General features: G+C 72.3%; 17 protein-coding genes. 2 read left to right on the top strand and 15 right to left on the bottom strand.

What is annotated here, in order from left to right; translation table 11 throughout:
* Positions 1–77: 77 nt before the first annotated feature.
* The 4 genes from ACH4SP_RS08895 to ACH4SP_RS08880 all read right to left on the bottom strand — a co-directional run bounded on the left by ACH4SP_RS08895 (position 78) and on the right by ACH4SP_RS08880 (position 3,606).
* Entirely contained in the window at positions 78–584 is a 507-nt protein-coding gene (locus ACH4SP_RS08895) for a thioesterase family protein (RefSeq protein ID WP_398411866.1), read from the bottom strand.
* A 101-nt stretch (positions 585–685) separates the two neighbouring features.
* Positions 686–1,672, bottom strand: a complete 987-nt coding sequence (locus ACH4SP_RS08890; protein WP_398411655.1) for a 3-hydroxyacyl-CoA dehydrogenase NAD-binding domain-containing protein — start codon at positions 1,670–1,672, stop codon at positions 686–688.
* A gap of 70 nt (positions 1,673–1,742) precedes the next feature.
* Positions 1,743–2,642, bottom strand: coding sequence for a 3-keto-5-aminohexanoate cleavage protein (locus ACH4SP_RS08885; protein WP_398411652.1), 900 nt, complete (start codon positions 2,640–2,642; stop codon positions 1,743–1,745).
* 70 nt (positions 2,643–2,712) lie between these two features.
* Positions 2,713–3,606, bottom strand: coding sequence for a TetR family transcriptional regulator C-terminal domain-containing protein (locus ACH4SP_RS08880; RefSeq protein WP_398411649.1), 894 nt, complete (start codon positions 3,604–3,606; stop codon positions 2,713–2,715).
* A 179-nt stretch (positions 3,607–3,785) separates the two neighbouring features.
* Here ACH4SP_RS08880 and ACH4SP_RS08875 point away from each other — a divergent pair, with 179 nt between their 5' ends.
* Complete coding sequence (locus tag ACH4SP_RS08875; protein ID WP_398411647.1) at positions 3,786–5,096, top strand: MFS transporter; 1,311 nt, start codon at positions 3,786–3,788, stop codon at positions 5,094–5,096.
* A gap of 31 nt (positions 5,097–5,127) precedes the next feature.
* Here the strand turns inward: ACH4SP_RS08875 and ACH4SP_RS08870 are convergent, their stop codons facing one another.
* The 8 genes from ACH4SP_RS08870 to ACH4SP_RS08835 all read right to left on the bottom strand — a co-directional run bounded on the left by ACH4SP_RS08870 (position 5,128) and on the right by ACH4SP_RS08835 (position 17,303).
* Complete coding sequence (locus ACH4SP_RS08870) at positions 5,128–7,806, bottom strand: ATP-binding protein (protein WP_398411645.1); 2,679 nt, start codon at positions 7,804–7,806, stop codon at positions 5,128–5,130.
* 311 nt (positions 7,807–8,117) lie between these two features.
* Positions 8,118–8,966 carry an SAM-dependent methyltransferase gene (locus tag ACH4SP_RS08865; protein ID WP_398411643.1) on the bottom strand — a complete coding sequence of 283 codons (849 nt, stop codon included), beginning with the start codon at positions 8,964–8,966 and terminating at the stop codon, positions 8,118–8,120.
* A gap of 55 nt (positions 8,967–9,021) precedes the next feature.
* A complete protein-coding gene (locus ACH4SP_RS08860; protein ID WP_398411640.1) occupies positions 9,022–10,068 on the bottom strand; it encodes a YeiH family protein in 1,047 nt (348 codons plus the stop codon).
* Entirely contained in the window at positions 10,068–10,637 is a 570-nt protein-coding gene (locus ACH4SP_RS08855) for a cysteine dioxygenase (protein ID WP_398411637.1), read from the bottom strand. The genes ACH4SP_RS08860 and ACH4SP_RS08855 overlap by 1 nt, the downstream gene beginning before the upstream one ends.
* 100 nt (positions 10,638–10,737) lie before the next feature.
* Positions 10,738–11,643 (bottom strand): LysR substrate-binding domain-containing protein, encoded by a 906-nt coding sequence (locus ACH4SP_RS08850; protein ID WP_398411635.1) that lies wholly within the window; start codon positions 11,641–11,643, stop codon positions 10,738–10,740.
* Between the two features lie 50 nt (positions 11,644–11,693).
* Positions 11,694–12,251, bottom strand: a complete 558-nt coding sequence (locus ACH4SP_RS08845) for a hypothetical protein (RefSeq protein ID WP_398411632.1) — start codon at positions 12,249–12,251, stop codon at positions 11,694–11,696.
* Positions 12,248–15,496, bottom strand: coding sequence for a M36 family metallopeptidase (locus ACH4SP_RS08840; protein WP_398411630.1), 3,249 nt, complete (start codon positions 15,494–15,496; stop codon positions 12,248–12,250). The genes ACH4SP_RS08845 and ACH4SP_RS08840 overlap by 4 nt, the downstream gene beginning before the upstream one ends.
* Before the next feature lie 142 nt (positions 15,497–15,638).
* Entirely contained in the window at positions 15,639–17,303 is a 1,665-nt protein-coding gene (locus ACH4SP_RS08835; RefSeq protein WP_398411628.1) for a cytochrome bc complex cytochrome b subunit, read from the bottom strand.
* Positions 17,304–17,504: 201 nt separating this feature from the next.
* Here ACH4SP_RS08835 and ACH4SP_RS08830 point away from each other — a divergent pair, with 201 nt between their 5' ends.
* Positions 17,505–18,650, top strand: coding sequence for a M20 family metallopeptidase (locus ACH4SP_RS08830; protein ID WP_398411625.1), 1,146 nt, complete (start codon positions 17,505–17,507; stop codon positions 18,648–18,650).
* Here ACH4SP_RS08830 and ACH4SP_RS08825 read toward each other — a convergent pair.
* From ACH4SP_RS08825 to ACH4SP_RS08815, 3 genes are read right to left on the bottom strand one after another with little or no spacing between them, the layout of a single operon-like run.
* On the bottom strand, positions 18,634–19,446 hold the full coding sequence (locus ACH4SP_RS08825) for an ABC transporter ATP-binding protein (RefSeq protein WP_398411623.1): 813 nt from the start codon (positions 19,444–19,446) through the stop codon (positions 18,634–18,636). The two genes, ACH4SP_RS08830 and ACH4SP_RS08825, sit on opposite strands and share 17 nt — an antisense overlap.
* 4 nt (positions 19,447–19,450) lie before the next feature.
* A complete protein-coding gene (locus ACH4SP_RS08820) occupies positions 19,451–20,575 on the bottom strand; it encodes a FecCD family ABC transporter permease (RefSeq protein WP_398411620.1) in 1,125 nt (374 codons plus the stop codon).
* Positions 20,572–21,660, bottom strand: coding sequence for a FecCD family ABC transporter permease (locus tag ACH4SP_RS08815; RefSeq protein WP_398411618.1), 1,089 nt, complete (start codon positions 21,658–21,660; stop codon positions 20,572–20,574). Before ACH4SP_RS08815 ends, ACH4SP_RS08820 begins: the two co-directional genes overlap by 4 nt.
* Between the last annotated feature and the right edge of the window lie 28 nt (positions 21,661–21,688).

The following is a 21,688-nucleotide window of genomic DNA, read 5'->3' as shown; positions in this document are numbered from 1 at the left end:
GCCCGCCCGGGGCAGAGCCCGTCCGATGCAGAGCCCGGCCGCTGCAGAGCCCAGCCACGGCTCGGCCCGGCCGCCGGTCAGGAGCGGACGGCCGGGACCTCCGCGATGGAGCGACCCGCCCAGGCCGGGGCGTCCTCGGTGAGGGAGACGAGCCGTTCGCGGATGCGCTCCGGGAGCGGGGCGGCCCGGCCCACCGCCTGGTCGACGTGGAGGGCGAGCAGTTCGGTGGTGGCCACCGGCTCGGCCTCGGTCGGGAGGGTGGCGGGGTGTCCGTCCGCCACGACGAACAGCTCGTGCGCGAAGCGGACCTTCTTGGCGTCGGCGCCCAGGATCCGGGTGCGGACGGCGAGCCTGGCCCCCTCCGCGACGTCGCTCAGATACCGGATGTGCGCCTCGACCGTGTAGAGGGAGCAGCCGGTGCTCTCGCGGTAGCCCGCGTGGAGTCCGGTCTCGATCATCATGGCGTCGGTGGCGTACCCGAAGACGAGGACGTAGAAGGCCTCGCTCATGTGGCCGTTGTAGTCGATCCACTCGGGCCGGACGGTGTGGTGGACGAGCGGCAGGCAGTCGACGACGCCGTCCAGCTCCGTGGTGTCGGTGGTGTCCGTGCTGTCGGTGGTGTCCGTGCTGTCGGTGGTGTCCGTGCTGTCGGTGGTGTCCGTGCTGTCCGCCTCGTTGACCCGGGTCACTTGGTCTCCCCCTCGGTGCGCTGCTGCGGGAGGCGGCCCGTGGCGCGCAGTACGTCGATGACGCCCTGGTCGCGTTCGGCGACGAGGTCGGCGATGGTGCGGCCGTCAGCGGCGTCGTCGCAGCCTGCCACCACGGCGTCGTACAGCCGCTTGTCCAGCTCGGGCGCTTCGAGGCGGGTCCACGGGGACTTCAGGGACGGGCCGAAGTGGTCGAGCATGTGGGCCATGCCGCCCTCGCCGCCCGCGAGCGCGAAGGTGAGCATCGGGCCCATGAACGCCCAGCGCAGGCCGGGGCCCTCGGTGATCGAGTCGTCGATCTCGCGGACGGTGGCCTCGCCGTTGGCGACCATGTGCAGGGCCTCGCGCCACAGGGCTTCCTGGAGGCGGTTGGCGATGAAGCCGGGGACCTCACGGTCCATGGTGATGACGGACTTGCCCGCGACCTCGTAGAACCGCGACGACCAGGCGACGGCTTCCGCCGTGGTCCGCTCGCCGCCGACGACCTCGACGAGCGGGATCAGGTACGGCGGGTTGAACGGGTGGCCGACGACGAGGCGGCCCGGGTCGGCCGCCTCGGTCTGCATGTCGGTCATCGGGTAGCCGGAGGTGGAGGAGGCGATGACGACTCCGGCGGGGGCCGCGGCATCCAGCTGCTTGAGCAGGTCGCGCTTGAGGTCGAGCTTCTCGGGTGCGCTCTCCTGGACGAACTGGGCGTCGGCGACGGCCTCTTCGAGAGTGGCGGTCACGGTGAGCCGCTCCGGCGACGCACCTTCGGCAAGTCCCAGCTGTACGAGCGCGGGCCAGGCGGCGTCGACCAGACGGCGCAGCCTCTGCTCGGCGTCGGGGGCCGGGTCCCAGGCGGTGACGTCGTAGCCACGGGCCAGGTAGTGGGCGACCCAGCCGCCGCCGATGACACCGGCGCCGACACAGGCGACGCGGCGCACGTCCTCGGGGGCGCAGGGCGGGAGCGCGGATGCGGTCATGGGGAAACCTCCGGATGTGGTGGGGGGGGAGCGCCCCTTCAGGGGCGCGGGACGCGGGTCCGGGCGCCGGTCAGGCCCTCGGCTTGAGGCCGAGCTTCGCGCGCGCCTCGTCCGGGGTGGCGACCCGCGAGCCCAGCGACTCCGTGATGGTGACGGCCCGCTCGACCAGCTGCGCGTTGGTGACCTTGTTGCCCTTGCCGAGGTAGAGGTTGTCCTCCAGGCCGACGCGGACGTGTCCGCCGAGCAGGATGGACTGGGCGGCCCACGGCATCTGCATCCGGCCGAGCGCGAAGCTGGCGAACTGGGCCTTCTCGGGCAGCATGTTGACCATGGCCTGGAGCACGCCCGGGTCGGCGGGGGCGCCCCACGGAATGCCCATGCACAGCTGGAACACGGTCGGGTCGTCGAGCAGTCCTTCGGCGAGGAGCTGCTTGGCGAACCACAGCTGGCCGGTGTCGAAGATCTCCAGCTCCGGTCGTACGCCCAGCTCCTGGATGCGCCTGGCGCCCGCGCGCAGCATGTCGGGGGTGGAGACGTAGAGGTTGCTGCCGTCGCCGAAGTTGAGGGAGCCGCAGTCGAGGGTGCAGATGTCGGGGAGCAGTTCCTCGACGTGCGGGAGGCGGTCGAGGCCGCCGACGAGGTCGGTGCCGGGCAGCGGGAAGTCCTTCAGCGGCCGGTCCGGGTCGATGACCAGGTCGCCGCCCATGCCGGCGGTGAGGTTGATGACGACGTCGGTGCCGGTCTCCTTGATCCGCTCGACGACCTCGCGGTAGAGGCGCGGGTCACGGGACGGGTCGCCGGTCTCGGGGTCGCGGACGTGGATGTGCACGACGGCGGCACCGGCCCCGGCCGCCTCGACGGCGGACCTGGCTATCTGCTCGGGCGTGACGGGGACGTGCGGGCTCTTGCGTACGGTGTCGCCCGCGCCGGTGAGGGCGCAGGTGATGATGACGTCCTGGTTGACGGACATGGGTAACTCCTTGCGGGTGTGCGGTCGTTCGGAAGTCCCGGGGGAGGGATCGGCGCCGTCCGGGGGATCCTCAGGGACGGTGCGTGAGTGTGGCGTCCACGTACGCGAGCAGCGCGGTGTGCATGTCGTCGGCGGTGGTGCCGCCCGCGACGGCCTCGCCCGGCGCGGACGCCAGGACCTGACTGGCCAGCCCGTCGATGAGCGCGGTCAGCCGGAGGGCGGCCGCCTCCGGGTCGGTGCCGGCCCTGAAGGCGCCCTGGTCGACTCCGCGTCGTACGACATCGGCGACGGTGTCCCGCCACTGCCGGTAGTAGTCGACGTGCAGACGTCCCACGGCGGTCGACCGTGCCGCTTCCGCCCACAGGTCGAGCCACACCCGCCACTGGCGGCGCTGCTGTTCGCTGTACGGGGTCTGGAGCTCGATGAGCTGGCGCAGTTCATCGGCGGCGTCGGACGCCTCCGCCGTACGGGCGGCCCGCCGCGCGGTGTCCTCGTCCATGCACCACCGGACGGCCGCTTCGAGGAGGTCGTCCCGGCCGGGGAAGTGGTAGTGGATGGCGGCGGTACTGGTGGCGCAGGCCTCGGCGATGTCCGCGACGCGCACCGCGTGGAAGCCGTGCTCGGCGATCAGCCGGACCGTCTCCCGCACGATCTGGAGCGGCCGCCCGCCGTCGGGGGCCTGCTGCGCCGCGGCGGCGCGGGTACGCCGGGCGGGTGCGAGCGGCGGTGTGCGGGAGCCGAGCAGCCACCCCGCGTCCACGCCTCCGGTGTCCGCGATCCTGGCCAGTTCCGCGGCGGTGAAGCGCCGGGTGCCGCCCAGCGAGCGGGACAGCTTCGACGGGTCCATGACGACCCGCCGGGCGAACTCCCGCTGGCTGACCCCGGCCGCCGCGATGACCTGCCGGACGCGGTCGGCGACGCTGGAGGAGGACTCGGCGACCGGCTCCGCTGCTTCTTGCTGCATGGTGGGCCACCGTACCCATGCGTTGAGGCAATCTCAACACGTGACCGCCAGCCATATGGGGATTGCCGTTCTGACTGATGCATCAGTCACTTTCGCAACGCACATCCTGCGGCATTGTTTGACGCAGCTTTCACACGGCGCTCTTGTGCCCGCCCCGCAACTCGGCAATCGTCCGGATCATGACAGAGACGCCGACGCCGACTCCCGACACCACCACTCCCCCGCCACCGGCCGCCGGCCGCCCCGCACGGCAGCTCCTCGCGGCCTCCGTGGGCAATGCCGTGGAGTGGTACGACTGGTACGCGTACACCTTCCTCGCCACGTACATCGCCGCGCAGATCTTCCCCAAGAGCTCCGGCAGTCCGCTCGTCCCGCTGCTCTCCACCTTCGCGGTCTTCGCGGTCGGCTTCTTCATGCGGCCGGTCGGCGGTCTGCTGCTCGGCGCGGTGGCCGACCGGCACGGCCGGCGGACCGCCCTGACCGTGACGATCCTGCTGATGGGCGGCAGCAGTCTGCTGGTCGGGCTGACCCCGACGTACGCATCGGTGGGCGTCCTCGCCCCGATCGTGCTGGTGCTCGCGCGCCTGCTCCAAGGTCTCTCCGTGGGCGGCGAGTTCGCCGCTTCGACGACCTTCCTCGTCGAGTCGGCGGGGCCCGGCAGGCGCGGGCTCTTCTCCAGTTTCCAGTACGTGTCCACGACGGCCGGGCAGCTGGCCGCCTCGGGCATCGCCGCGCTCCTCGTGTCGAGCCTGAGCGACGGGCAGATGGACGGCTGGGGGTGGCGGGTGCCGTTCGTGCTCGGCGCGCTGCTGAGCCTGGTCGGGTTCTGGATCAGGCGCGGCGCGCAGGAGACGCACACCCCGGTGGAGCAGGCGCAGCGCCCCGGCCTGTTCGACGCGCTGCGCAAGTACCCCCGCCAGTCGCTGCTGATCTGCGGCATCACCGCGGGCGGCACCATCTCGTACTACACCTGGACGTCCTACCTGCCCACGTACGCGGAGCTGAACGGCGGCTTCGAGAAGTCGGACGCACTGCTGGCGGGCACCATCTCGCTCGCGTTCTTCGCACTGCTGCAGCCGCTCGGCGGGCTGCTTTCGGACCGGATCGGGCGCAGGCCGCTGCTGTTGTTCTCGGGGCTCGGGTTCGCGCTGCTGATCGTGCCGCTGCTGAAGATCGTCGACGGCGGGATCACCTTCGGGACGCTGGTGCTGGTGCAGTGCGCGGGCATGATCCTGCTGACCGGGTTCACGTCGATCTCGGCGGCCGTCAACGCGGAGATCTTCCCGGCCAGGGTGCGGGCGTCCGGCATCGGCTTCCCGTACTCGCTGACCGTGGCGCTCTTCGGCGGCACAGCCCCGTACATGGGGACGCTGTTCAAGGAGATGGGCAACCCGGGGCTGTTCGCCTGGTACGTGGCGGCGCTGTGCCTGGTGTCGTCGGCGGTGTTCTTCCGGCTGCCGGAGAACGCGCACAAGGAGCTGGAGAAGTAACGCACCCTCCGGAGGCGGGACTTGAGGGGCGCTACTCGTCGCCCCTCAAGTACCCCAGCTCCCGCAGGGCCCGGTCGGCCGACGCCACCAGGGCCGCCGCACCGCAGTTGCGGGCGTGGTCGCGGCCCTTCTCCAGTTCCGAACGGGAGCCGGCGGCGATGCCCCACTCGATGCGGGCCGCCGCGTGTTCGTACGCCGAAGGGGACTTTTCGAGGCAGGCCACGGCCCGGCGCAGCAGCTCGACGGCGCGCGGGCCCTGCGCCAGGGAGGCCTGGCAGCGCAGGGCCTCGCCGATCGCCGTGTACGTACCGAACCTCTCGGCCTTCTCGCGGGCGTACACGGCGAGTTCGGCGGCCCGGTCCGGGTCGTCGGGGGCGACCGCGCGGGCCAGGTCGAGGGCCCAGGGGGCGAGGACCGTGTTGTGCCTGCCGCGGGCCTTCAACGCCTCGCCCGCCGCTTCGAGTTCGGCGATGGCCTCCTTCGTACGACCCTTGGCGAGCAGCAGCCGTCCGCGGACCGAGCGGGCGTCCGGGATGACGATCGTGGTGGGGTAGTCCGGGCCGAAGCCGAAGTCCTCGGCGGCCTGCCACGCGTGCTCGACCAGGCCGCGGGCGAGGAGCGTGTCGATGAGCATGCACACGGCGTCCCAGTGCATGGGCAGTCCGTGCCCGATGCGCTCGGCGAGCCGCACGCTCTCGCGCAGGTCCTCCTCGGCGCGCACCAGGTTGCCGCGTCTGCGCTGGAGGTATCCGGTCAGGGCATAGGCGAAGGACAGGTGGCCGCCGCTCCAGCCGGCTTCGGTGAAGGCCCGGCGGGCCTCGGTGAAGAGGCTGTCGGCCCGGTCGAGGCGGTCCGCGAACGCGTAGCTCAGCCCGAGGAGGGCGGCCGGTTCGAAGCCCCAGGTGGTGTCCGTCCAGGTCAGTCCGGCGGGGAGGCTGCCGTTGACGAGGGCCCGGTCGCCGATGTCGACGATGGTCTCCGCGTCCTCGCCGATGGCGGTCGCGTCGAAGGCGCGGAGCATCAGCAGGGCCTGCTCGGTGGTGTTGCTGCCGTCGACCCTGGCGGCGGCCTCGGCGAGGCGGCGGGAGCGGCCGGGACCGTCCGTCTCGACGGCGAGCACGCCCTCCCAGAGGAAGTGCACGGTCTGCAGGCGCATCCGGGCGGGTCCCGCCTGGGCGGCGGACGCGGCCGCGGCGACCATCCGGCCTGCCTCGGCGGTCTGGTTGTTGTGGGTGAGTGCCTGCGAGAGGAGGAACACGGCGTGCGCCTGCTCGGCGGCGTCGAGGCCCGGCTGGTCGAGGGCCGCCTTGAGGTGCTCGACGGTGGCGGCGGGGTTGCCGAGGTAGATGGCCTGGCCCAGTTCGTACCGCACCTGGGCGAGGACGGTGGGCAGCGGCGGCTCCTCCAGGGCCCGCTCCAGACAGCGCCTGGCCGCGTCGGGCGCTCCGACGGCGACGTACTCGCGGGCGGCGGCCCGCATCTGCTCGACCAGCTTGGGGTTCTCCTCCCGGGGTACGTCGAGGAGGTGCCGGGAGGCGGCGGCCGCGCCGTGTCCCGCGCTGGCGAGGACTTCGGCGGCGACGCCGTGCATGGCCTTGCGGAGGTACTTCGGGATGGCGTCGTAGACGGCGCCCGCGACCAGCGGGTGGGCGAACTCCAGGTGTTCGTCCGCGCCGGTGAGGATGCGGGCGGTGCGCAGCCGGTCGGCGGATTCGGCCGCGTCCCCGAGGGAGATGCCGGCCAGTTTCGCGGCGAGCCGCAGCGAGACGTCCGTCTCCAGGATGGCGGCGGCGAACGCGAAGTGGGCGGTGGTGGTGCCCATCTCCATCAGCCGTTCCACGAGTCCCGGGGCGCGGGCGGACATGATCAGGGCGCGCAGGGAGCCCGCCGTGTCCTCCACCGGGTCCAGGCCGGTGTCCTTGGCGCGGGCGAGCAGCTCCACCGTCTCGTACAGGTTGCCGCCGGTGACCGCCCACACCTCGCGGCAGAACGGGTCGTCGGCGTGCTGCCCGAGCTCGCTGCGGGCGAACTGGGCGGTGGCGTCGGGGGACAGCGCCCTCAGGCCTACGGCGCTGCCGGTGGCCCTGGCCGTCGTGTCGAGGTCGCGCAGCAGTTCCGCCGTCTCGCCTTCGGCCTCGTTGGTGCGGTAGGCGGCGACGAGCAGCACCGGCAGCCGGTTCCCGCGCTGGGCGTAGCGCACCAGCCAGGTCAGCGTCTCCAGGTCGCTCCACTGGGCGTCGTCGACGACCAGCACGAGCGGGCGGTGCGCCTCGGCGAGCCCGCCGACCAGCGCGTCCAGGCCGTCCCTGACGCCCTGCGGGTCGGCCTTCACCGCGCTGTTGGGCGGTGCGATGCCGAGGGCGGGACCCGCGCTGCCGTACCGCTCGCCGAGGAGGTCGCGGGCGGCGGCGTCCCCGGTGAGGGAGAGGGCGGGCTGCAGCAGGTGCCGTACGACGTGGAAGGGGACGGACGTGACGGTCTCGCCGCCGCGCGCGGACCACACGGTGCAGCCGCGCTCGCGGGCGATCCGCTGGACCTCGCCGAGCAGGGCGGTCTTGCCGATGCCGGCGACGCCGCGGTAGACGAGGACGCCGCCGCGGGAGGAGGGCGCACACAGGTCGTCGACGGCCCTTGCCGCAAAGCCCAGTTCGTCCTCGCGCTCCAGCAACGGCGGTACGGGGACCGGGTCTTCCGGCCGGGACACACCCATGCCATCCCCCTTGCAGTGTCGGAGCTCCGAGCCTAGCCCGGCGGGCCGGACACTGACCAGACTCCTCGGTAATTCACCGGTACGGGGCGGTGTTCATGGTGCGGGGGCGGGGGCGAGGGTGGGCGGTCGTGGGAGGGGCGTGCCGCAGTGGGGGCCGCCCCCTTGCCCACCCGTCCCGCCCCCGGGGGGGCGGCCCCGCTGCCCAAGAGGGCTAGGGGGCAGGCATTTAGGGGCGCGGGGAACTGCGCGACCAGCCACGACGCACCCGCACGATGCCCACCCGGCGGCCAGCCCCCACGCACCCGCACGGGTCACGGTTTGCGGGCGACCGCCGCGTACAGCGGGATCGGGGCCTCCGTGCGCGGTTCGTCCCCTGCCCCGCCCAGCTCCGGGTGCCAGTCCTCCAGGAGTACGAGGCCGGGCCCGGCCGGGACAAGGCCCGAGAAGAAGCGTGCGGTCTCGGCACGGGAGCGCGGTGCGAGGGTCACGCCCCCGGCCGCGTACATCTCGACGCCCCGCTGCACCCCGGTCGGGTCGAGCTCCGGCGTGAGCTGGGAGAGCACCAGGTAGCTGCCGGACGGGACGGCGTCGACGAGGTGCTTGACCAGCTCGTACGCACCGTCCTCGTCGGGCACGAAGTGCATCAGGGCGACCAGCGACACGGCGACCGGTCGCGAGAGGTCGAGGCTGGCGGCGGCCAGGTCGAGGATCCGGCGGGGCGAGCGGACATCGGCCTGGAGGTAGTCGACGGAGCCCTCGGGGGTGCTGTGCAGCAGGGCCGCGGAGTGGGCGAGGACGACGGGGTCGTTGTCGGCGTACACGACGCGGGCGTCCGGCGCGTACCCCTGGGCGATCTGGTGGAGGTTGGGTGCGGTGGGGATGCCGCTGCCGATGTCGAGGAACTGGCGTATGCCCGCCTCGGCCGCCAGCCAGCCGGTGGCGCGGCGCATGAAGGCGCGGTTGCCGCGGGCGACGTGCTGGGCGCTCTGGTCCAGGGACATGATCTGCCGGCCGAGCGCCTCGTCGACGGGGTAGTTGTCCTTGCCGCCGAGGAACCAGTCGTAGACGCGGGCGGGGTGCGGCTTGCTGGTGTCGATCCGCGCACCGGCGGGGACGCCGGCGGCGGTGGGCGGGAGGGCGGCGGACTCGGTGCCGGTCATGTGCGGGGCTCTCCTTGATCGGTGATCATGTGTGTCCGCCAACTCTCCTATCACGTCAGCCGGTTGTCAGCAGTACTCCCCCGTACGAAACTCCGGCCACGACCACCCAGGCGCACAGTCCAAGACCCGCGACGCGCCCGCCGGTGCGGGTCAGCGACGGGAGGTGGACCGCGCTGCCGAGGCCGAACAGGGCTGCGGCGAGGAGGAGTTCCTGCGCGTGCTGCGCCAGGTCGAGTGCGCCGGTCGGCAGCAGGCCGGTGCTGCGCAGCGCGACCATGGCGAGGAAGCCGACGACGAAGAGGGGGACGATCGGCGGGCGCTTTTGCCCGGTGTCCACCGACGTCTGCCTGCGTCGCTTGCGTACGGACAGGGCGACCGCCGCGACCAGCGGTGCGAGCAGGGCGACCCGCATCAGCTTGACGAGGACCGCCTCGCCGAGCGCGCCGGGGCCCGCGGTCTGCGCGGTGGCGACGACCTGCCCGACGTCGTGCACGCTCGCCCCGACCCACCGCCCGAACTCCGGGTCGCTGAGCCCCAACGGACCGTGCAGCAGCGGGAGTACGGCGATGGCGAGCGTGCCGCACAGGGTGACGAGGGCCACCGAGGTCGCGGTGTCGCGCTCGTCGCTGTCGGTGGCCTCGGCGACCGCGCCGATCGCGGAGGCACCGCAGATCGAGTAGCCGGTGGCGATGAGGAGGGGCTGGTCGCCCGGGAGGCCCATCTTCCGGCCGAGCCACCAGGTACCGAAGAAGGTGGCGGCGACCACCACGAGGACCATCACGACCGTCGCCCAGCCGATGCCGAGCACGTCGTCGAGGCTGAGCTTGAGGCCGAGCAGGACGATGCCGACCCGCATCAGCCGTTTCCCGGCGAAGGTCAGCCCGGGGCGCGCCGCACCCCGCACCAGCGGTCTGGCGAACGGCAGGTGCGCGACGACGATGCCGAGGACCACGGCCGCGGTCAGCATCGGCACGGCGGGCAGCAGCAGGTGCACGCACCAGGCGACCGCGACGCCGGCCGCTGCCAGCGCCAGGCCCGGCAGCTTGCGGGGCCCGGCGGGGGCGGCGGACGACGGGCGCGTGGGGCGTTGCAGCAGCGCCATCAGCGGTCGGCCGGGAGTTCGTACACGCGGCGGACGCTGGAGCCGACGCGGGATATGTCGGCGCCGTAGATGTGCAGGGATATCGCGAGGTCGGTGCCGGCGTTCCAGACCCGGTGGATGTCGCCGGGCGGGGCGAACCCGCAGACCGCGCCCTGCGGGTTGACGACGTCCTCGGTGGCGACGAGACGGGCCGCGGTGTTCTCGCCCGCGGGGACCAGCCGGTAGCGGCGCTCGCGCTCCTCACCGACGTGGACCCCGGTGGTGCACCAGGAGATGTGGTCGTGGACGGAGGTCTCCTGGCCGGGCAGCCAGACGAGGGCGACGATCGAGAAGCTGCCGTCGCGCTCGGCGTGCAGGAGGTGCTGGCGGTAGCAGGTGGGGTCGCTCTCCTGCTGCTCCTCGGTGAGGAGGTCGGCCGCGCCGAGGTACGGGGCGAGGCTTTCGCCGACGAGGTGGGCGGTGAGGTCCGGCGGCAGTCCGCGGCCGACGGCCCCGCGCACCGAGGCGACGAGGGCGTCCAGGCGGGCGGTCGTGCGCGCGGCCGAGTAGGCGGTCGAAGTCGTGGTCATACGGGCAGCGTGGCGCCGCTTGATCCATCACGTCCAACACCGATTCCTACGCCGTACCCCTGTTCCTGCTTATAAGTTCGGCATGGCGGGTGGAGCGGGTTCAGCAGCCGACCTTGTTGGCGGCGACCGTTCTGAGTTCGTCGAGCACGAGCGCGGTGGCCGGTATGCGCAGGTGTTCCCGCAGGACGTACGCGGAGACCTGGCGCTTCGAGGCGGGGGCGAGGGCCCGTCCTGTGACCTTCTCGTGGCGCAGGAAGTTGAGGACGAGGCCCGGCATCATCGCGATCCCGAGCCCTTCGGCGACCAGGCTCTGCACCACCAGGTTGTCGTCGGTGGTGAAGGCGATGTCGGGTGCGAAGCCCTGCTCCGCGCACTCGTGGAGGAAGTTGACGCGGCAGCGCAGGCAGCCGGCGATCCACCGCTCGTCGGCCAGGTCGGCGAGCTTCACGGTCCGCCGCCTGGTGAGCGGATGACGGGTCGGCAGCAGGACGAGGAGCTGGTCCTCCAGGAGCGGAACCTCCGCCACCTCCTCCGGTATGTCCTCGTGGAGGCCGGGATAGGTGAAGGCCAGCGTGATGTCGCACTCGCCGCGCACCAGCCGCTGCAGCGACTCGGGGGGCTCGTCCTCGCTCAGCTCGACCCGTACCCCGGGGTGCCCGGCGGCGAGGCGGGCCATGGCCTCGGGGATGAGGGTGGCGCTGGCGCTGGGGAACGCGCAGACCCGCACCCGCCCGCACTGCAGCCGGGTGAGCGCGGACATCTGCTGCTCGGCGGCGGACATGGTGTCGAGGATGGCGGTGGCGTGCCGGGACAGGGTCTCCCCCGCCTCGGTGAGGCGCAGACCGCGGCCCGCCCGGGTGAAGAGGGGGGTGCCGACGTCGCGTTCGAGGGCCTTCATCTGCTGGGTGATCGCGGGCTGGGTGTATCCCAGAACGCGCGCGGCGGCGGAATAGGAACCGGTCCGCACCACTTCGTGGAAGGTTTTGATGTGCCTCGAATCGAACACCGGGACAGCATAGCCGGGCGTGCGGCCGTGGATCATAAGCAGAATTTGGGCTACCGCTGCGCGGGCTGCACGGCAGCCACACCCGCCACGACCCGGAATCCGATCCGCACTCCGGGCCCGCCGCCCTGCTCCCCGACGCGGACGGCGGCCCGGCCCGCGCGCGCGGCCCGCACCTCCCACTCGCGGAAGCCGGGGTCGGACTCGTGGTCGACCGGGACCAGGGTCACCGCGGCCCCGTCCGCTACGGCTTCCGCCCAGCGCGCGGAGTCCGTGAGCCGCAGCCGGGCGACGCCGCCGACGGCGAGGGTGACGGTGCGGCCGGAGTCGTCCTGGGTGAGGGCGAGGCGGGTGGGAGGTGTGGCGGAGGGAGAGGTGGCGGTGGGGGAAGTGGCAGCGGGGGTGGAAGGTGTGGCGGCGGGGGTGCGGGGCGCGGCCGTGGAGGTCTCCGGCGACGGCGTACGTGTCACCGGCGGTCCGGAGTTCCCCTGCCCGCCTCCCCCGCCGCTCCCCGCGCAGGCGGTCGCCGCCACCCCGAGGACCAGGGTGACGGCGACCACCGCACAGCGTGCGCCGCGCGCGGAGCGGTTGCGCGGAGTCGACAGGGTCATACGAGCGGGACGTTGACGCACGTCAGGATCTTCGCCTGCTTCGTCAGGGCCTGCCAGTCCGACGCCGGGTCGAGCCGTACCTTCTCCGCATTCTGCAGGACGGTCAGGAACGGGGTGTCCGCCTTGAGGTCGCCGTCCGTGTCGACCTTCTCGCCCGGCTCGAAGGCGCCGTTCGCGAAGTTCAGCCAGGTGCCGAGGAGTTGGCGGTCCACCGCCTTCCTGGCGTCGAACAGGGTGGGTGCCAGGGTGTGCGCGGCCCGTGCCTGCGTCGCGATGTCGACGGTCTCCGAGAAGACCGCACTCGCATGCTGAACGATCTTCAGGTAGCAGTCGAGGCGCTCCTTGCCCAGGCCGGTGAGGTCTCCGGTCAGGTACTTGACGTACCAGATGTCCGCGAGGAGCGAGAGCGGCGCGTTGCCCTGGACGATCACCTTGACCTGGTCGGAGCCGGTCCCTGCGTCGTCGTCGCGGGCGCCGAGCGAGACGTCGTACAGGCACGGCTTCCTGTACTCGTGGGCCTGCGCGTCGGCGATGTCGCGCGGCTGGACGCTCGGGCTGTTCGCCGGGTCCGGGTTCGGCGGGTTCACCAGGGAGTTGGTGACGGTGTCGGGGGTGCCGTCGCCCCACTTCCAGGTGAGGGTCTCGTCGTCGCTTCCGGGGTCGGTGACCCGCCCGGCGAACGGCGGCTTGTCGTCGCCCGCGTGGACGACGATCGTCCTGCCGCCCGCGAGGTCCACCGCCTTGGACTTGTCGATGGCGACGGCGGGATCGACGTTGGCCACCTTGACCGCGGTCTGCTCGCAGGTCTGCGTGTCGTCGTCCTTGCCGCAGACCTTCACGGTGAAGGTGCCGTTGTCGCCGAAGACGGTGTCGGTGGAGAAGGTGAGGGTGGCGTCGGGCCGCCCGTTCTCCAACTGCCCTTCCAGGGGTACGGACTTGCCGTCGCCGAGGTCGACGGTCGCGGTCAGCGGGTCGAGCCAGCCGGGGTCGGTGACGGTGCCGCTGACGGTGAGCTTCCCGCCCTCGACGGCCTGGCCCTTGACGGTGAAGGACACGGACGGGGCGACGTTGGTGACGGTCACGGTCGCCGTGTCGGTGGCCGCCCCCGCCGCGTTGCCGACGCGCAGACCGACCGTGTGCGTGCCGTCCTGGCCGACGCGGTCGAAGAGCGGGCTGGGCCCGGTGGCGTCGTCGTACGCACCGTCGCCGTCGAAGTCCCAGGCGTACGTGGCGCCGCCGCCCGGCGAGGTGCTGCCGGACGCGTCGAGCCGTACGTCCGCGCCTTCCTCGGTCGTGTACGGGCCTCCGGCGTCGGCCGTCGGTCTGCAGGTGGCCGGGAGGTCGCCGGCGGGGGTCGCCTGGTTCTGGGCGGAGGACGAGGCGCTCGCGCCCATGCCGCGCTTGGCGAAGGCACCCCACAGCAGGCACTGGTTGGCGCCGTTGTTGGCGCGGTCGGCCGCCAGGATGCCGTCGCGGGCATCCAGGAAGTCCGGCTGGGTGGGGGTCAGCTTCATTCCGTCGACCATGAGCTGCTCGTGCTGCGCCTTGCCGCCCGCCGCACCGTGCGCGCCGACGAGGGCGGTGCGCACCTCCCACATGGTGGTGGCCCAGATCTCGCCGTCGCGGTGCACCTGGCAGCCGCCGCCCCCGCAGAGGTCGCCGTAGGTGAGCGGGCTCTTGTCGTACGCGTAGCGGCGCACGCCGGTCGCGGTGCCGGTGGCGTACTCGCCGTAGACCGGGTCGCTCCACATCGAGGTGGCGATGGAGTCGCCCCAGCCCTCGCCGAGCGCGCCGGTCTGGACGCCGCCGCCCATGTTGCCGCCGCCGACGAGGCGGTGCGAGAGGCCGTGGCTGTACTCGTGGGCGACGGTGTCGCCGTTCATGCCGCGGTGGGTGTTGAGCTGGCCGCAGGAGGTGCGGCCGACGAACATCCGCATGGTGGGGTTCTGGCCGTCGGCGGGGGTGCCGAAGTTGGCGTTGCAGGCGCTGCTGCCGGAGGCGTCGTAGTCGACGTAGACCTGGACGCGGTCGCTGCCCTTGCCGCCGTTGCCGAGGTTGTCCTCCTGGAAGTTGCCCGACGCCTCGTCGAAGCCGAGCCGGTAGAGGAAGTCGTGCATGTTGTTCGTGTAGTAGAAGGCCTGGGTGACGACGGCGTCGCGGTCGGTGGTGAGGTCGGTGCCGCCGCTGGTGCGGAAGGCGTCGGTGAAGGCGTAGTCGAAGTGCTGGTACGCCGGGTCGCCCGCGGCCGGGGTCTGCGGCTGGTGGCCGAGCGCGTCGTCGCCTTCGAGGTTCTGCGACACCTCGGCGTTGTTGCCGGTGGGCACACGGCCCTCGGCCCAGGAGCGGCCGAGACCGCTGAAGGGGACGACCGTCTGGCTGCCGGTGTTGGCGTTCTGCCCGGTGAAGACCCGGCCCTCGGGGCCCTCGTTGTGGCTGAGGTCGGTGCGGCTGAGTATCTTCCCGGACCCGGCGTCGACCACGGTGTCGTACAGGTGGCCGTTCTTCGCGGTCAGTTGGGTGCGCCAGGCGGGCCGTGCGGCGCCGTCGGCGAAGGGCTGGACGACGCGGGTGGCGGTGGTCGCCCCGGCCGGTTCGGCGGTGCCGACGGAAGCCGCGGCGAGGTCGAGTGCCTTCGTGCGGTCGACAGTCGCGTCTGGGGCCGCACGCAGACCGGCGACCAGGCTGCCGGTGGCGATGACGATGCGGCCCTGCTTGTCGACGGCCACCGAGAGCTGGGCTCCGTGGACGGGGACGCCCCGGTCGGTCTGGCCGAGGAAGACGTGCCGCACGCCGTTGTGCTTCGTACCGTACGACTTGACGACTTCGAGGCCCGCGAGGTCGGCGGGGGCGAGTCCGTACAACCCGGCGTTCTCGCGTACGTAGTTGAGGGCGACGGTGCGCGCGTCGGCCTTGCTCGCACCGGTGAGGGAGGGGCGGCCCCGGGGGACGACGAGGCGCGGGGTGCCGGTGCGCCCCCAGCGGACCGCGGCGTTGTCCAACTCCTTGGCGGCGGTGAGCTGTTCGGCGGACGGGCCGGTGCGCGCTCCGCCCCGTACGTCGATGTCCGGGTAGGGCTGGTCGGACTTCTGCTCGGCGGACTCCCCTGCCGCCGGGGCCTGTTGGCCCACGGCGGAGGCGGTGGGTGCGGCCAGGGCGGTGGCGGGCAGCGCGAGCAGCGCCGCTCCGACGACAAGCGCTCTGGCCCCTCGGGTTCTTCGGCTTCTTCGAATGCGTGCGGACGGCATCGCTCTCCCCCTCGGCGGGCTCACGGACCGGCGGACTCGGTCCGGAGCCCAACGTACGTGAGCGTGACAAGGGGGAGAAGGGGTACGGAGTGACGTGCGGGGGCAGGCCGGCCGAAAGTGGCGGCAGCTGCCCCCTGGGACTTCAGTGGTGCTGCGACTCCTCGCTCTGCCCGCTGTGCAGCGCCCGGTACTCCTCCGGGGTCGGCTTGGGCACGTAAGTCCCCGGCCCGTACATGGCCTTCGCCAGCCTGGCCCGCAGCCGGTCGGAGCGCTTGACGGACCGCCGGACGCCGTTCGCGTCGACCTCGGGGCCCAGCTGGAACGGGACGGGCTGCTCGTGCGCGGTGAGGGTGTGCAGCTCGGCCTGGCTGAGCGGGGTGTGGACCTCGACGAACTCACCGTGCGGCAGGCGCTTGATGGTGCCGCTCTCCCGGCCGTGCAACGCCTTCTCGCTGTCGCGGAGTTGGAGCCCCTGACAGATCCGCCGGGTGACGACGAAGGCCAGTACGGGCACGACGAAGGCGCCGATGCGCACGAACCAGGTGATGGCGTTGATGGAGAGATGGAAGTGGGTGGCCCACAGGTCGTTGCCGCCGCCGATCAGCAGCACCGCGTACAGCGACAGCCAGGCGACGCCGAGCCCGGTCCTGGTGGGGACGTTGCGCGGGCGCTGTGCGATGTGGTGCTCGCGCTTGTCCCCGGTCACCCACGCCTCGATGAACGGATAGACACCGATCGCCAGCATGATCAGCGGGAAGAGCGTGAAGGGGATGAAGACACCCAGCTGGAGCGTGTGCCCCCAGGCACTGATCTCCCAGTTGGGCATCACCCGGATCAGCCCCTCGGAGAAGCCGAGGTACCAGTCGGGCTGGGCGCCGGTGCCCACCAGGTCGGGCCGGTAGGGGCCGATCGCCCACACCGGATTGATGGAGACGAGCGCGCCCATGACCGCGAGGACGCCGAAGACCAGGAAGAAGAAGCCGCCGGCCTTGGCGATGTAGACGGGCAGGAAGGGGGCGCCGACGACGTTCCGCTCGGTCCTTCCGGGGCCCGCGAACTGGGTGTGCTTGTGGTAGAAGACCAGGATCAGATGGGCGACGACAAGCCCCAGCATGATGCCGGGCAGCAGCAGGACGTGGATGGGATAGAGCCTGGCGATGATGTCGTCGCCGGGGAACTCGCCGCCGAAGAGGAAGAAGGCGAGGTACGTCCCCACGACCGGGATCGACAGGATCGCGCCGTGCGCGAACCGGAGCCCGGTGCCGGAGAGCAGGTCGTCGGGGAGCGAGTAGCCGGTGAGCCCGGTGATCAGGCTGAGGAACAGCAGGGTCCAGCCGAACAGCCAGTTGAGCTCGCGCGGCTTGCGGAAGGCGCCGGTGAAGAAGACCCGCATCATGTGCGCGAGCATCGCGGCGACGAAGACCAGGGCGGCCCAGTGGTGGATCTGCCGGATCAGCAGACCGCCCCGCACCTCCATGCTGATGTCCACGGTGGACTCGAAGGCCCTGGTCATCCGGATGCCGTGGAGCGGTGTGTACACCCCGTCGTAGACGACTTCGGCGCTGCTGGCCTCGAAGAAGAGGGTGAGGTAGATGCCGGTGAGAATGATGATCAGGAAGCTGTAGAGACAGATCTCGCCGAACATGAACGACCAGTGGTCCGGGAAGATCTTGCGCATGTTGGCCTTGGCCAGTGGATAGAGGCCCAGCCGGCCGTCCGCCCAGTCGGCGATCTTCTCACCCTTGCCGGGTGGCCCCTTCCGGACGCTGTCGCCTTCGGTGAGTGCCCTGTCGCTGCCCTCGCTCATACGACCCCCTCATACGGACCTTTCAGAGTAGGCGCGTCGCCTTACAGATCCAACAGCCTTGACGATGCGGGGAGTTGGGATGTGACACGACGGCCGCAGCGACATCCCCCAGCCGTCCCGCCGGCCGCTGTCGGCCGGCCGCTCCCGGGCCCCCTTAGGGTGGCGGGGACAGCACAAAAGCCATGGCCAGGAGGGCAACACGTGTCGGAGAGCGGCGACGTCAAGGCAGCGGTACGGGCCCGGGTCGAGGAAGTCCGCGAGGAACTCCTCTCCCTCGCCCGCCGCATCCACGCCCACCCGGAGACCGCCTTCGAGGAGCGGCAGGCCGCCGGGTGGTGCGTCGAGGTGCTGCGCGGGCACGGGTTCACGGTGACGGCTCCCGCGTACGGCCTGGAGACCGCCTTCGAGGCGACCGTCGGGTCGGGTCCCGTGACGGTCGCACTGGCCTGCGAGTACGACTCGCTGCCCGGGATGGGGCACGCCTGCGGACACAATCTGATCGCGGCGGCGGGGGTGGGTGCGGCGCTGGCGCTGGCTCCGTACGCCGATGAACTCGGGCTGACCCTACGGGTGCTGGGCACCCCGGCCGAGGAGAGCGGGGCCGGGAAGGCGCTGCTGCTCGACGCGGGTGCGTTCGACGGGGTGGACGCGGCGATGATGATCCACCCGTGTCCGTTCGAGGTGGCGGACTTCCGGTCGTTCGCGATGGGCTCGCTCGACGTCACGTACACGGGGAAGTCCGCGCACGCGGCGATGAACCCGCAGGACGGGCGGAACGCGGCCGACGCGCTGACCGTGGCGCAGGTGGCGCTGGGGCTGCTGCGGCAGCAGTTGCCCGCGGAGTGGAAGGTGCACGGCATCGCCACCGAGGCGGGCACCGCGCTCAACGCGATCCCGGAGCGGGCCCGCGCCGCGTACGCGCTGCGGACCCCGTCGGTGGCCGAACTGCGGGAGCTGCGCGCGCGGGTGGAGGACTGCTTCCGGGCGGGCGCGCTGGCCACCGGCTGCGAGATCGACCTCGTACGGCCTTCGCCGGACTATCTGGACTTCCGCTCCGACCCGGAGCTGGTGGCGCTGTGGACCGCGAACGCGCGGGAGCTGGGGCGGCCCGAGCCCGAGGTGCGCGGTCCCTTCGCGTCGACCGACATGGGCAACGTGTCGCACGTGGTGCCGTCCATCCACCCGGTGCTCGACATCGGCAGCGGTACGAGCGGCCCTCATCAGCCGGAGTTCACGGCGGCCGCCGCCACCCCGGCCGCCGAGCGGGCGATGCTCGACGGCGCGGTGGGACTGGCGTGGACGGCGGCGGACTTCGCGCTCGGCCGGCGGGTCAGCCGACGGGCGTGAGGCCCGCGTCCTTGGCGCTCGCGGCCCTTGCGGTCGGTACGACGACGGGCGAGCCGTCGCCCGGGGCCTGGAGGATGTCGGCTTCGATGCCGTACAGCTCCTTGACCAGGGCGGCGGTGACCACTTCGCGGGCGGGCCCGTGGGCGACGACGCGGCCCTCGTTCATGGCGACGACGGTGTCGGCGTAGCGGGCGGCGCTCGCCAGGTCGTGCAGGACCATGATGACCGTCCGGCCGGCCGCAGCGACCTCCCGCACCAGGGACAGGACTTCGACGGCGTGGCCGAGGTCGAGTGCGCTGGTCGGCTCGTCGAGGAGCACGATCGGGGTCTCCTGCGCGAGGACCATCGCCAGCCAGCAGCGCTGCCGCTGCCCGCCGGAGAGCTGGTCGAGGCGCCGCTCGGCGAGGGCGGTGGTGCCGGTCGCCTCCAGCGCGGCGCGCACCGCCGCCTCGTCCTCGCGGGACCACTGGCGGAACAGGCCCTGGTGCGGGTGGCGTCCGTACCGTACGAGACCTGCGACGGTGACCGCCTCGGGGGCCTGCGGGGACTGGGCGAGCAGGGCGATGCGGTGGGCGGCCTTCCGCTGGGTGAGCTGCCAGACGTCCGCGTCCCCGGCCCGTACGGTGCCCGACTCCGGCTTGTGGAGGCGGGCGACGGCGCGCAGCAGGGTCGACTTGCCGCAGCCGTTGGGGCCGACGATCGCGACGACCTGCCCGCTGGGAACGGTGAGGTCCACGGCGTCGACGACGGGGTGTCCTGGGTAGCCGGCAGTGAGCGCCTCTACGGTCAGTTCCACGGGGTCAGGCCTTTCCGGTCTGCGAGGGGCTGGCTGACTTCTTGCCGAAGAGGACCCACAGCAGGAAGGGCCCGCCGAGGACGCTGGTGACGACTCCGACGGGGATCTCCACCGGGGCGATCACCCGGCCGAGCGCGTCCGCGCCGCCGACGAGGGCCGCGCCGACGAGCGCGGACCCGATGACGGGCACCCGGGTGGGGCCGCCGAGGCGGGAGGCGAGGACGGGGGCGGCGAGCGCGACGAAGGCGATCGGGCCGCCGATGCCGACGGCGATGCCGGACAGGGCGACCGCGAGGGCGAGCGTCACGGCCCGTACCCGGGCGACGTTGACGCCGAGGGTGGCGGCCGTGTCGTCGTCGAACCGCAGGAACTGCAGCCGGCTGCCCGCGACCAGCGCGATCGGCACGAGGACCAGCAGGAGGAGGGCGAGCGGGGTGCCGACGCTCCAGTCACGGCCGTTGAGCGAGCCGACGGTCCACAGGAAGACGCCGCCCGCGGTGTTGTCGTTCTCGCGGGACATGACGAGGTCGGTGACGGCGCCGATGACGGTGGAGACGCCGATGCCGACGACGAGGATGCGGTACCCGCTGCGGCCGGCGCCGCCCGCGCAGGCGACGACGACCATGGCGGCGACGGCCGCACCGAGCGGACCCAGCCACCAGTCGCCGATCATGCCGGTCGAAGAGCCGACGACGGAGGCGACGACGGCCGCGGTGGCGCCGTCGTTGACACCGATGATGTCGGGGGTGGCGAGCCGGTTTCCGGCCAGGGTCTGGGTGAGGCACCCTGCGACGCCGAGGGCAGCGCCGACCATCAGGCCGACGGCGATGCGCGGCAGCCGGAAGTCCTGAACGAGCATCACGGTGGCGGAGTCGCCGGTCCCGAGGAGCCCGGAGACGCTCTCGGAGAAGCTCATGCCGGTGGAGCTGGCGAAGGCCGCGAAGGAGACGATCACCGCGATCAGCACGGCGAGAGCGACCGCGACGAGGGCGCTGCGGTGCGGGAAGAGCCAGGAGAGGGTGCCGATGCGGACGGGGGTGGAGTCGGGCGGGGTGAGGGCCTGTTCGGTGCCCACCCGGTCCTCGGATTCCACCTTCTCGGAATTCTCGGACGTGAGGTCCTGGCTCATCCGTTCGCTCCCGCCGTCGACATGCGCTGCGAGCGCGCGATCCAGATCAGCAGCGGGCCGCCGATGAAGGCGAGCAGCACGCTCACCGGGGTCTCCCAGGGCCGGATGACGACCCGGGCGAGGAGGTCGGCCGCGATCATCACGCACGCCCCGACCAGTCCGGAGAGCACCAACTGGCCCGCCATCCGCGGCCCGGTGACCATGCGTGCCGCATACGGTGCGAGCAGTCCGAGGAAGGCGATCGGCCCGGCCAGCGCGACCGCCGAACCGGCGAGCAGCGTCACCGCCACCGCCACGATCAGCCGGATCCGCCCGGGGTGGTGGCCCAGCGAGCGCGCGCTGTCGTCGCCGAGCGCCAGCGCCGACAGCGGCCGTACGCACACGAAGGCGATCAGCAGGCCGACCACGATCAGCGGGATCAGCGGGTACGTGTCCTTGGTGTCGATGCCCGCGAGGGACCCGATCGTCCAGTAGCGGTACGTGTCGAAGGTCGACTGCGTGCCGAGCAGGACGTACGAGGTGGCCCCGTGGAAGGTCGCGCCGAGCGCGGACCCGGCGAGCACCAGCCGCAGCGGCGAACCGGCAGCCCGGCCCGAGGCGGCGAGCAGCAGCACCACCGCGCTCGCCGCCATGCCGCCGACCAGTGCCCAGACCAGGATTCCGTACGGCGAGGTCACTCCGAAGTACGTGAGTCCGATCACGACGCCCAGTGCCGCACCGGAGTTGACGCCGAGCAGACCGGTCTCGGCGAGCGGGTTGCGGGTGACGGCCTGGAGCAGGCAGCCGGCCGCGCCGAGCGCGATGCCGACCAGCAGTCCGGCGAGTGTGCGCGGCAGTCGGACGTCCATGACGGCGAGCCGGATCTGCGCGTCGGCGCGGGCGGCGGGGTCTCCCAGGAGGAAGTCCCAGGCGCGGGCGATCGGGTTGGACCCTGAGCCGATCAGCAGGGACAGCACGACCAGTGCCACCAGGAGCAGGACCAGGGCGGCGGCCGCCCAGAGGGTGGGGCGATGGAGCCTCGCCGAGCCCGGTATCGGGGGTTCCGATCCGGCCTCCCGGACCCGCCCCTCTTGCGCAACCAACATGAAGTTAGCCTAACCTAACCACCACGTG

Origin of the sequence: Streptomyces sp. NPDC021093, assembly GCF_044333135.1 — a bacterium.
In the GTDB taxonomy this organism is placed as follows: domain Bacteria; phylum Actinomycetota; class Actinomycetes; order Streptomycetales; family Streptomycetaceae; genus Streptomyces.
The sequence above is the reverse complement of the archived record's forward strand: the minus strand, read 5'-3'. Positions and strand labels throughout refer to the sequence as shown.

Coding starts and splice junctions, on each gene's coding strand:
- ACH4SP_RS08890 (WP_398411655.1), bottom strand. CDS start 1,672: ATGACCGCATCCGCGCTCCCGCCCTGCGCCCCCGAGGACGTGCGCCGC.
- ACH4SP_RS08885 (WP_398411652.1), bottom strand. CDS start 2,642: ATGTCCGTCAACCAGGACGTCATCATCACCTGCGCCCTCACCGGCGCG.
- ACH4SP_RS08880 (WP_398411649.1), bottom strand. CDS start 3,606: ATGCAGCAAGAAGCAGCGGAGCCGGTCGCCGAGTCCTCCTCCAGCGTC.
- ACH4SP_RS08875 (WP_398411647.1), top strand. CDS start 3,786: ATGACAGAGACGCCGACGCCGACTCCCGACACCACCACTCCCCCGCCA.
- ACH4SP_RS08870 (WP_398411645.1), bottom strand. CDS start 7,806: ATGGGTGTGTCCCGGCCGGAAGACCCGGTCCCCGTACCGCCGTTGCTG.
- ACH4SP_RS08865 (WP_398411643.1), bottom strand. CDS start 8,966: ATGACCGGCACCGAGTCCGCCGCCCTCCCGCCCACCGCCGCCGGCGTC.
- ACH4SP_RS08860 (WP_398411640.1), bottom strand. CDS start 10,068: ATGGCGCTGCTGCAACGCCCCACGCGCCCGTCGTCCGCCGCCCCCGCC.
- ACH4SP_RS08855 (WP_398411637.1), bottom strand. CDS start 10,637: ATGACCACGACTTCGACCGCCTACTCGGCCGCGCGCACGACCGCCCGC.
- ACH4SP_RS08845 (WP_398411632.1), bottom strand. CDS start 12,251: ATGACCCTGTCGACTCCGCGCAACCGCTCCGCGCGCGGCGCACGCTGT.
- ACH4SP_RS08840 (WP_398411630.1), bottom strand. CDS start 15,496: ATGCCGTCCGCACGCATTCGAAGAAGCCGAAGAACCCGAGGGGCCAGA.
- ACH4SP_RS08835 (WP_398411628.1), bottom strand. CDS start 17,303: ATGAGCGAGGGCAGCGACAGGGCACTCACCGAAGGCGACAGCGTCCGG.
- ACH4SP_RS08820 (WP_398411620.1), bottom strand. CDS start 20,575: ATGAGCCAGGACCTCACGTCCGAGAATTCCGAGAAGGTGGAATCCGAG.
- ACH4SP_RS08815 (WP_398411618.1), bottom strand. CDS start 21,660: ATGTTGGTTGCGCAAGAGGGGCGGGTCCGGGAGGCCGGATCGGAACCC.